The sequence below is a fragment of the Kitasatospora sp. NPDC090308 genome, assembly GCF_044769485.1.
Classification (GTDB): domain Bacteria; phylum Actinomycetota; class Actinomycetes; order Streptomycetales; family Streptomycetaceae; genus Kitasatospora; species Kitasatospora fiedleri.
The window spans coordinates 258,434-268,486 of the sequence record NZ_JBIVXY010000009.1 but is presented as its reverse complement, the minus strand read 5'-3'; the positions used below and the strand labels follow the sequence as shown (position 1 = coordinate 268,486).

The 10,053-nt window shown below is 75.1% G+C and carries 8 protein-coding genes; 3 read left to right on the top strand and 5 right to left on the bottom strand.

The window, feature by feature from the left end; all coding sequences use genetic code 11:
• Positions 1 to 90 precede the first annotated feature (90 nt).
• Entirely contained in the window at positions 91 to 768 is a 678-nt protein-coding gene (locus tag ACIQVD_RS22215; protein ID WP_402291281.1) for a methyltransferase domain-containing protein, read from the bottom strand.
• A gap of 583 nt (positions 769 to 1,351) precedes the next feature.
• On the opposite strand from ACIQVD_RS22215, the gene ACIQVD_RS22210 reads away from it, so the two are divergent.
• Both ACIQVD_RS22210 and ACIQVD_RS22205 read left to right on the top strand, forming a co-directional pair.
• Entirely contained in the window at positions 1,352 to 2,266 is a 915-nt protein-coding gene (locus tag ACIQVD_RS22210; RefSeq protein WP_402291265.1) for an ATP-binding cassette domain-containing protein, read from the top strand.
• Positions 2,263 to 3,003, top strand: coding sequence for a hypothetical protein (locus ACIQVD_RS22205; RefSeq protein WP_400687181.1), 741 nt, complete (start codon positions 2,263 to 2,265; stop codon positions 3,001 to 3,003). Before ACIQVD_RS22210 ends, ACIQVD_RS22205 begins: the two co-directional genes overlap by 4 nt.
• Positions 3,004 to 3,378: 375 nt before the next feature.
• On the opposite strand, the gene ACIQVD_RS22200 is transcribed toward ACIQVD_RS22205, so the two are convergent.
• Positions 3,379 to 4,671 carry a DUF6350 family protein gene (locus tag ACIQVD_RS22200; protein ID WP_402291263.1) on the bottom strand — a complete coding sequence of 431 codons (1,293 nt, stop codon included), beginning with the start codon at positions 4,669 to 4,671 and terminating at the stop codon, positions 3,379 to 3,381.
• A gap of 126 nt (positions 4,672 to 4,797) precedes the next feature.
• Here ACIQVD_RS22200 and ACIQVD_RS22195 point away from each other — a divergent pair, with 126 nt between their 5' ends.
• On the top strand, positions 4,798 to 6,309 hold the full coding sequence (locus tag ACIQVD_RS22195) for a LuxR C-terminal-related transcriptional regulator (RefSeq protein ID WP_402291261.1): 1,512 nt from the start codon (positions 4,798 to 4,800) through the stop codon (positions 6,307 to 6,309).
• A 114-nt stretch (positions 6,310 to 6,423) separates the two neighbouring features.
• Here the strand turns inward: ACIQVD_RS22195 and sucD are convergent, their stop codons facing one another.
• From sucD to ACIQVD_RS22180, 3 genes are all read right to left on the bottom strand, one after another.
• Entirely contained in the window at positions 6,424 to 7,314 is an 891-nt protein-coding gene (gene sucD / locus ACIQVD_RS22190) for a succinate--CoA ligase subunit alpha (RefSeq protein ID WP_100837890.1), read from the bottom strand.
• Positions 7,315 to 7,332: 18 nt separating this feature from the next.
• Entirely contained in the window at positions 7,333 to 8,505 is a 1,173-nt protein-coding gene (sucC, locus tag ACIQVD_RS22185; protein ID WP_400687188.1) for an ADP-forming succinate--CoA ligase subunit beta, read from the bottom strand.
• A 344-nt stretch (positions 8,506 to 8,849) separates the two neighbouring features.
• The gene (locus tag ACIQVD_RS22180) at positions 8,850 to 9,983 is read right to left on the bottom strand and encodes a VWA domain-containing protein (RefSeq protein ID WP_400687190.1); all 1,134 of its coding nucleotides are present in this window, start codon (positions 9,981 to 9,983) and stop codon (positions 8,850 to 8,852) included.
• Positions 9,984 to 10,053: the final 70 nt, after the last annotated feature.

Genomic DNA, 10,053 nt, shown 5'->3' with positions numbered 1-10,053 from the left:
TCAAGGGCTGGACCGGCACCTGCGCCACCTGCAACCGCCCCCTACCCCGCACAAGAACCAGACGCAGAACCAGAACCTAACGAAGCACTACTAGGGGGCGGCCGGGGCGCGGCCCCAGCAGGTGGCCATGGCGAAGAACAGCTCCCGGGCCGACGGGTCCGCCAGGTGCCGGAGCGCCTCCCGGTAGACGTCCGAGGGCAGCCCGGCCGCCAGCAGCCGGTCCCGGCTCTGCCCCAGCGACAGGGCCAGGAAGCGGGTGAACCCGGGGTGGTGGCCGGCCAGCGGCGCGTGCAGGCGCAGGCCGACGTCCCGCAGGCCGAGCCCCGCCAGCATCCGGGGGTACTGCGCGGCGCAGTGCCGGTCGCTGCCGATCGTCTCGGCGAGCATCCGCCAGTAGGCGGCGACCGTGCGCCGGTACGCCTCGTGCGGCGAGGTCTCGCCGCCGACCGCGAGGGAGTCGGAGACCACCAGCACTCCGCCGGGCTTGAGCCAGAAGGCCAGGCGGCGCAGCACCTCCCTCCGGTCCCTGAGGTGCATCAGCAGGAACCGGGCGTGCACGAGATCGAACCGGCCCGGGTCGAAGGCCGGATCGCTCAGGTCGGCCCGGACGACCCGCACCCCGGCATCCGCGAGGTGGTCGAGGAGACGGGTGTCGCGGTCGACGGCCGTGACCTGCCGGGCGGACCCGGCGACGGACGCCAGCCAGCCGCTCAGGGTGCCCGCGCCCGCTCCGGCGTCCAGGCAGGTCCACCGGGCGTCGAGCCCCAGCGCGAGCAGGTCCTGCCGACTGGCCGGGTCGAAGGCGGCGGCCAGCCCTTCCAGCCGTTCGCGCTCGTCGCCGCGGGAGGCCGCGAAGAGGTCGTCCCCGTAGCGTTCGGCGTCGCGCGTGGTCGTGATGGCGGGTTCCCTTCGGAGGGGCCGCGGATTCCGGCGCGGCCCCCGGGAGATCCTCCCGGGAATTCCGGCGGGACCGGCGGCCGCGAGTCGGTCGTCGGGGGCTTTCCCGTTGCGGTTTTCGGTGGAGCCGTCCGGGCGCGGAAATTGCCGGACCGCCTTTTCCGCCGGACCGCCTTTTCCCGACGCCGCACGGACCGCACGAACCGCACTCCACGAAGAGCGCGGACCGGCCCGCCCGGCGGAATCGTATCGGCGGAAATCCGCGCGGAGCGGAAACGTTTCCCCCTTTCACCCGAACGAGGCCCTTTCGCGCACGCGTCCGAAACGCCCCGGGCACCGCGGTCCCCGGCGGTGTCCTCCCTCCCGGGAGGGAGAAGGGCCACTCGCGGGCGGGATCCGGTGGCCCCGGGCCGGGCGGTTGACTCGGATCAGCAGCCGGACGAAGGGAGTTGCCGTGATCGAGATCCGCGACCTGACCAAGGCGTACGACGGGCGGCGGGTGGTCGACGGCCTCGCGTTCCGGGTCGAGCCGGGGCGGGTGACCGGGTTCCTAGGGCCGAACGGGGCGGGCAAGTCGACCACGCTGCGGATGGTGCTGGGGCTGGACCGGCCGACCGCCGGGGCGGCGCTGGTGGACGGGCGGCCGTACGCCGCGCTGGAGCGCCCGCTCTGCCGGGTGGGGGCGCTGCTGGACGCGCAGGCCCTGCACCCGGGCCGCACCGCCGCCGGGCACCTGCGGTGGATCGCCGCCTCGCACGCCCTGCCGTCCCGGCGGGTCGGCGAGGTGCTGGCCCTGGTGGGCCTGGCCGAGGTCGCCGACCGCCGGATCAGGACCTTCTCGCTGGGCATGCGCCAGCGCCTGGGCGTCGCGGCGGCCCTGCTCGGCGACCCGGCGGCGCTGCTGCTGGACGAGCCGGTGAACGGCCTGGACGCGGAGGGCATCCGGTGGATCCGGGAGCTGCTGCGCCGACTCGCGGGCGAGGGCCGGGCGGTGCTGGTCTCCTCGCACCTGATGGCCGAGATGGCGGTGACCGCCGACCACCTGGTGGTGATCGGCCGGGGCCGGCTGCTCGCGGACACCTCCACCACCGGGTTCCTGGAGCGCCACGGCCGCCGCCGGGTCCGGGTCCGGGCCGTCGAACCGGCCGCCCTGGCCGCGCTGCTGTCCACCGCCCACCCGGACGCGGTGCCGGTGCCCGGCGGCGGCGGGGCGTTCGACGTCCCCGACGCCGACCCCGGGCGGCTGGGCGCGCTGGCCGCCGAGCACCGGGTGGCCCTGATCGAACTGACCGTCACCCACGACTCCCTGGAGGAGGCTTTCATGCGGATGACCGCGGACGCCGTCGAGTACCGGGCGGTGACGGCATGAGCGCCCGCACGTACCCGCTGCGCGCCGAATGGGCGAAGTTCGCCACCCTGCGCTCGCTGTGGGCGGCCCCGCTCCTCGCGGTGGCGCTCGGCGCCGGGATCACCGCGGCCGTCCAGGCCGCGTACGGGCACTCCGACGGTTCGCTGCGGGACGACCCGATGGAGGGCCTGTACTACGGGCTGAACTTCGGCCAGGTCGCGGTCGCCTGCCTGGGCGTCCTGCTGATCGGCCAGGAGTACGCCTCCGGGACGCTCTCCACCTCGCTCGCCGCCGTCCCGGACCGGCTACGGTTCTACCGCGCCAAGCTGCTGCTCGGCACCGGCCTGGGCCTGGCCGTCGGCCTGGCCACCGTCGGCGGCCAACTGGCCGCCACCGCCGCCACCGTGGGCCTGGACCTCTCCGCCCCCGGCACCGCCCGGGCCCTCGCCGCGGGAGTGCTCTACCACCCGCTGCTGCTCGTCCTGTGCCTGGCCCTCACCACCGTGCTGCGCAACCAGACCGCGGCCCTCGGCCTGCTCACCCCCGCGGTCTTCCTCGGCACCACCGCCCTGGCCGCCGTCCCCGGCATCCGCGAAGCCGCCCAGTTCCTCCCCGACCGGGCCGGCCAGTACGCCCTCCGCCTCGCCGACACCCCCGGCGTCCACTACGGCCACACCACCGGCCTGCTCCTGATGACCGCCTGGACCGCAGCAGCGGCCCTGGGCGGGCTGCGCACCCTGCGGCACAAGGACGCGTGAGGGGGCGGACGAGCGGGCGCGCTGGCGGGCTGGCGGGCTGGCGGGCTGCCTCGTCGTGCGGACGGCAGCGGTCACCCGTCCGTTCACGCGGCGAGGCGGCACACCAGGCGGTACGCATCGACCGGCCCCACGCCGTCTTCGCGGTCGCGGTCGTGGCCAAGCCACCAGCGCCACAGCAGCGCTCCCGGAAGGGGCACGGCGAACAACCCAGCCGGTCCGGGCGAAGACGAACCGCCAGGGCACCGGGCCGAGTGCGGACATCCGACCGGGACCGAGCGCGCCGCCGCCGAGGTAAGGCGACGAGCAGGCCCGGCGGACGGGCAGGCGGGCTGGTGTGCCGCCTCGTCGCGTGGACGGCAGCGGTCACCCGTCCGTTCACGCAGCCAGGCGGCACACCAGGCGGTACGCGCCGACCCGGGCCCGGACCACCGGCCCCACGCCGTCGCCGCCGCCGCCGTCGTGATCGTGGTCGCGGGCGAGCCACCAGCGCCACAGCAGTGCTCCCGGGAGGGTGGCGGCGAGCAGCCAGCCGGTCTGGGCGAGGGCGAACTGCCAGGGCACCGGGCCGAGTGCGGACATCCGGCCGGGGCCGAGCGCGCCGCCGCCGAGGTGGGCGGCGAGCAGGCCGGGCGGGGTGGCGGCGAGGGCGGTCGCGGTGGCGGTGGTCGCGGTCTGGGTGAGGGTCCAGCGGGTGGCGGCGCGGCCGAGCAGCAGGGCGGCGGTGGTCGCGGCGGCGAGGGGGGCGAGGCCGACGAGCAGGTGCCAGTCGGGGCCGCGGTCGGTGGGGAGCAGGGTGAGCAGCGGGAAGTCGGGGGCGGGGCCGAGCCGGGTGCCGAACGGTCCGGCGTGGCTGTCGGCGCCGACCGCGAAGCCGACCCCGAGGGCGTAACTCGCGGACCAGATGAGCCCGTTGGGGACCAGTAGCAGGCAGGCCAGCAGCAGGCCGAGCCAGTCGGCCGCCCCGCCGCCGAGCCGCTGCGCGTCCGGTCCGGCGGAGCCGAGCAGGACGGCGACGGCGAACAGGACCCCGCCCCCGGCGGTGAGCGCGAGCAGCCAGCCGGCCAGCGCCCGTCCGACGGCCGCCCCGGCGCCGTCCGGCCAGAACGCGGGCGGCAGCGGGAGCCGGGGCAGCGCGGCAGGTCGGCCCAGCCCGGACCACAGGCCGTGGCCGAGCGCGGCGGCGGCGAGCAGGGCGACGGCGGCGAGGTCAGCGACCGCCCGGGAGCGCAGCAGGGCCTGCGGGTCGGCGCACTGGGCGACGGCGAAGGCCGCGACCAGCAGGTACCCGGCGTACACCGCGAGCGGGGAGCGCCAGCGGGCCCATCCGCGCCCCCGGGCGCGCCGGGCCTGGCGGCGTCCGGCCCGGGAGAGCAGCACCGCGGTGACGGCGGTGAGCAGCAGCGGCGCGACGGTCACCGGGACGGCCCGGGGGCCGCGGCCGAGGGGCGCGCCGTGGCCGAGCAGCCAGAGACCGCACGCGGCCCGGCCCGCGTCCTGCGCCGTGTCGTCGCCGTACGGGGCCAGCACCCACAGCCCGAACACCGGGACGGCGACCACGGAGAGGGTGAGCAGCGCGGTGCGGACGCCGGTGAGCAGGTCGGTGAGGGTGGAGCGGCTGTTCAAGTCGCTCGGCAGGCCCAGGATCGGACGGCCCATCAGCTGCGTCATGGCCCTCATGCTGCCAAGACCACCCGTTGAGGGGTGTCAACGGGCGAACCTTCGCCGTGTCCCGGATTATCAGTACATGTGCCTTTTTCCGGCACGGCCCTGCCCCGGATGCCACGGAGGAGACCGGTGACCTCGCCCTCGACCGCCGAGCCCGAGCCGACCACCGGAACCTCGCCCCGGGCCCGCGAGGACGTCGAACTCCTGCTGCGCCGCCTCGCCCCGCGCGAGGCCCAGGCCCTGGCCCGGCTGACCGCCGGCGACGACCTGCGCGCGATGGCCCGGCAGCTGGGCGTTGCCCCCGCCACCGCCCGCCACCACCTCAACCGGGCGATCCGCAAGCTCGGCGTCCGCGACCGCGAGGAGGCGCTCGCCCTGCTCGCCACCCTGACCCCGCAGGCACCGGAGACGCCGCAGGCACCGCAGGCACCGGCTCCGGCCCCGGACCCGACCGATCCCGCGCCTGCGCCCGACCCCGACCCCGCCCCCGCCCCCGCCCCCGCCGAGTTCGTCGGCCCCCCGCAGCCGGAGGCACCCGCGAGTGCCCCCGCCCCCGCCGCCGAAGACGCCCGCCCGGCCTCCTTCGAGGAGTTCGCCGCCCTGGTCCACACCCGGCTGGTCCAGCAGACCTTCCTGCTGACCGGCCACCGCCACCGCGCCGTGCACTGCGCGCACCTGGCGCTGGGCGCGGCCGCCCGCCGGTGGGCGGAGGTGGCGGCGGGGCCGGACCCGGAGGGGTGGGTGCGCGGGGCGGCGTTCGACCTGGCGCTGTCGCCGTGGCACCGGGGCGGCCCGCGGCGGGCGCACCTGCTGCGGTGGCCGCGGCGGCGGATCGCGGTCGACGGGGCGGACGGCGGGGCGGAGCCGCCCGAGCCGCCGCAGAAGCTGACCCACCGTGACCGGGCGCTGGTGAAGGCGCTGCTGCGGCTGTCGCGTCCGCGGCGGCGGGCGCTGGTGCTGCACGACACGCTGGGCCTGCCGGTGGAGCGGGTCGCGCTGGAGGTGGAGTCGAGCACGGCGGCGGCCGAGGGCCGGGTCCGTTCGGCGCGGGCCGCGCTGGCCCGGGAGGTGCCGGCGCTGGTCGGCGCGGACCCGGAGGACCCGGAGTTCGCGGAGCGGCTGGCCGAACTGCTGCACCGGGCGGCGGTGCACGGCTGCCCGGGTCCGCGGCTGCCGTCCACCGCGCTGCTGGTGGCGGACAGCCGGCTGCGCACCGGCCTGGTGACGGGCGCGGCGGCGGCGCTGACGGTCGCGGTGGGCGCGGTGATGGCGGCGACCCTGCTGGGGGTGGGCCCGTCGGAGCTGGCGCGCCCGGAGCCGCCGCGGGAGACGGCCTGCACGTCGGCCGGTTCGGGCAGCGCCGGTCCGGCGGCCCCGGACCGCGCGCCGGGCCTGCGGACGCCGTGGTGCGGGCCGACGCCGGGGGTGCCGGCCCGCCTGGTGGGCCCGGCGGGTGCGCTGCCGCCGCCGCTGGCCCCGGCCGGCGCGGACCTGCCGGCCCTGGACGCGCTGCCGCCCGGCCCGTTCGCGGCCCACCGCCCGCCGTTCGCCCCGCCCGCGCCGGAGCACCACCCGCTGCCGCCGCCGCTGGCGGACCCGTGCGGCGGCCCGGCGGGGCACTGCGTCCCGCGCCCGGCCTGATCCGCCGTCCCGCCCCGCCCCGCCCCGCGAACGCCGCAGGCGCCGCCCACCGTCGGAACGGTGCGCGGCGCCTGCGGCGTACTGGCGGTACGGCTTGCTGCCTGCTGCCTGCTGCTACTGCGCGGCGGCGATCAGCTCGCGGGCCAGGCGGGCGGTCTCGGACGGCGTCTTGCCGACCTTGACGCCGGCGGCCTCCAGGGCCTCCTTCTTCGCCTGGGCGGTGCCGGAGGAGCCGGAGACGATGGCGCCGGCGTGGCCCATGGTCTTGCCCTCGGGCGCGGTGAAGCCCGCGACGTAGCCGACGACCGGCTTGGTGACGTGCTCGGCGATGTAGGCCGCGGCCCGCTCCTCGGCGTCGCCGCCGATCTCGCCGATCATGACGATGAGCTCGGTCTCCGGGTCCTCCTGGAACGCCTTGAGGGCGTCGATGTGGGTGGTGCCGATGACCGGGTCGCCACCGATGCCCACCGCGGAGGAGAAGCCGATGTCACGGAGCTCGTACATCAGCTGGTAGGTCAGGGTGCCGGACTTCGACACCAGACCGATCTTGCCCGGGCCGGTGATGTCGGCCGGGATGATGCCCGCGTTGGACTGTCCGGGGCTGATCAGGCCGGGGCAGTTCGGGCCGATGATGCGGGTCTTGTTGCCCTTGGCGCCGGCGTGGGCCCAGAACGAGGCGGTGTCGTGCACCGGCACGCCCTCGGTGATGACCACGGCGAGCGGGATCTCGGCGTCGATCGCCTCGACCACGGCGGACTTGGTGAACGCCGGCGGGACGAAGATGACGGTGACGTCGGCACCGGTCTTCTCGATCGCCTCGGCCACGGTGCCGAACACGGGCACCTCGGTGCCGTCCACGTCCACGGTGGTGCCGGCCTTGCGCGGGTTCACGCCGCCGACGATCTGGGTGCCGGAGGCGAGCATGCGGCGGGTGTGCTTCATGCCCTCGGAGCCGGTCATACCCTGGACGATGACCTTGCTGTCCTTGGTAAGGAAGATAGCCATGGTGTGAAGTCCCCTTCCTTACTTGTTGGCCAGCTCGGCGGCGCGGTCAGCGGCGCCGTCCATGGTGTCCACCTGCTGCACCAGCGGGTGGTTGGCGTCGGTCAGGATCTGGCGGCCGAGCTCCGCGTTGTTGCCGTCCAGGCGGACGACGAGCGGCTTGGTGACGGCCTCGCCCTTGCTCTCCAGGAGCGCGAGGGCCTGCACGATGCCGTTGGCGACCGCGTCGCAGGCGGTGATGCCGCCGAAGACGTTGACGAAGACCGACTTGACGTCGGTGTCGCCCAGGATGATCTCCAGGCCGTTCGCCATCACCTCGGCGGAGGCGCCGCCGCCGATGTCGAGGAAGTTGGCCGGCTTCACGCCGCCGTGGTTCTCACCGGCGTACGCGACGACGTCCAGGGTGCTCATGACGAGGCCCGCGCCGTTGCCGATGATGCCGACCTGGCCGTCGAGCTTGACGTAGTTCAGGCCCTTGGCCTTCGCCGCCGCCTCGAGCGGGTTGGCGGCGGCCTTGTCCTCGAGCGCTTCGTGCTCGGGCTGGCGGAACTCGGCGTTCTCGTCCAGGGAGACCTTGCCGTCCAGCGCGATGATCTTGCCCTCGCCGGACTTGATCAGCGGGTTGACCTCGACCAGGAGGGCGTCCTCCTTGATGAAGACGACCCAGAGCTTCTGCAGGACGTCGGCGACCTGGTCGGCGATCTCGGCCGGGAACTTCGCCGCGGCGACGATCTCGGCGGCCTTCTCCGCGGTCACACCCTCGTTGGCGTCGACCGGGATCTTGGCCAGCGCGTCGGGGTTCTCCTCGGCGACGACCTCGATCTCCACGCCGCCCTCGACGCTGGCCATGGCCAGGAAGGTGCGGTTGGTGCGGTCGAGCAGGAAGGAGACGTAGTACTCCTCCTTGATGTCCGCGGTCTGGGCCAGCATCACCTTGTGGACGGTGTGGCCCTTGATGTCCATGCCGAGGATCGCCTCGGCCTTGGCAACGGCGTCCTGCGGGTCGGACGCGAGCTTCACGCCACCGGCCTTGCCTCGGCCGCCCACCTTCACCTGAGCCTTGACGACGGCTCGGCCGCCGAAGCGCTCCGCGATGGCGGCAGCGTCTGCGGCGGTCTCGATGACATCGCCGTCAAGCACGGGTACACCGTGCTTGGCGAAGAGGTCCCTCGCCTGGTACTCGAACAGGTCCACGTGTTTGTCCTTGTTCGTGGTCGCGGAATGTGTCTCTACGAGCGTGCCACGGCAGGATCTTCGCTGCGGGTCGTCGACACTGAGCGGGTACGCAGATGTACGGCCTTGCGGCCCACGCAGTTGCCGGGCGCATCGTCAATCAACACGCGCGTCACGTCCGCATGGCAGGTTATCCCCGGACGACCGGCCTGTTTCGCCCGGGGCCGGGTCCGCCTTGGTGAGAACCGTCACAGCAGACCCGGACCGGGCCGCTCAGCAGCGGGGGCGCGCCATGGCGGGGCCCACCACCGCTTCACCCGGACGGGTGGGCGCCGGACCCCTGGACCGGCCCGCCGGGGCACTGCTCACCCCCGGTCGGGCACCGGCAGCGGACGCTTCTCGATCGCCGCCGCCATGATGTCCGGGAACGCGTCCGGCGTGCAGGCGAACGCCGGGGCGCCCAGCTCGGCCAGCGCCTGCGCGTGCGCGTGGTCGTAGGCCGGGGCGCCCTCGTCGGACAGCGCCAGCAGCGCGATGAACTGCACCCCCGACGCCTTCATCGCGGCGACCCGCTTCAGCATCTCGTCCCGGATGCCGCCCTCGTACAGGTCGCTGATCAGCACCACGACCGTCTCCGACGGCCGGCTGATCTTCGACTGGCAGTAGGCCAGCGCCCGGTTGATGTCGGTGCCGCCGCCCAACTGGGTCGCGAACAGCACGTCCACCGGGTCGCTGAGCTGCTCGGTCAGGTCGACCACCGAGGTGTCGAACACCACCAGCCGGGTGTCCAGGCTCGGCATCGACGCCAGCACCGCGCCGAACACCGCCGAGTGCACCACCGACGGCGCCATCGAACCGGACTGGTCGATGCAGAGGATCACGTCCTTCTTCACCGCCCGCTGGGCCCGCGCGTAGCCGACCAGCCGCTCCGGGACGATCGTGCGGTACTCCGGCAGGTACTTCGACAGGTTGGCCCGGATGGTCCGGTCCCAGTCGATGTCCCGGTGCCGGGGGCGGTTCACCCGGGCGCTGCGGTCCAGCGCGCCGCCGACCGTCGAGCGGGTCCTGTCGGCGAGCCGGCGCTCCAGCTCGGCGACCACCTTGCCGACCACCGTTCGGGCGGTCTCCCGGGTGGTCTCCGGCAGCGCGTGCTTGAGCGACAGCAGCGTCCCCACCAGGTGCACGTCCGGCTCGACGGCGGCCAGCATCTCCGGCTCCAGCAGCAGCCGGTCCAGGCCGAGGCGGGAGATCGCGTCCTGCTGCATCAGCCGCACCACGCTGGTCGGGAAGTACTCCCGGATGTCGCCCAGCCAGCGCGCCACCTTCGGCGCCGACCCGCCGAGCCCAGCCGACCGCTTCCCGTCCTCCCGGTACAGCGCCCCCAGCGCCCCGTCCATCGCCGCGTCCCGCCCGGTCAGCCGCACCCCGGTGCCGTCCGCGTCGCCGCCCAGCACCAGCCGCCAGCGCCGCATCCGCTCGTCGTCCTGACGGACAGTCATGTGAATTCACTCCTTAACCCCCGCGCCCCGTCAGGGGCGCGGGGAACTGCGCGAAGCGGAAGGGGAACGG

What these genes read in the sequence shown, in the direction of transcription:
- ACIQVD_RS22200 (WP_402291263.1), bottom strand. Translation starts at nt 4,671, where the DNA reads ATGACGCAGCTGATGGGCCGTCCGATCCTGGGCCTGCCGAGCGACTTG.
- ACIQVD_RS22205 (WP_400687181.1), top strand. Translation starts at nt 2,263, where the DNA reads ATGAGCGCCCGCACGTACCCGCTGCGCGCCGAATGGGCGAAGTTCGCC.
- ACIQVD_RS22180 (WP_400687190.1), bottom strand. Translation starts at nt 9,983, where the DNA reads ATGACTGTCCGTCAGGACGACGAGCGGATGCGGCGCTGGCGGCTGGTG.
- sucD (WP_100837890.1), bottom strand. Translation starts at nt 7,314, where the DNA reads ATGGCTATCTTCCTTACCAAGGACAGCAAGGTCATCGTCCAGGGTATG.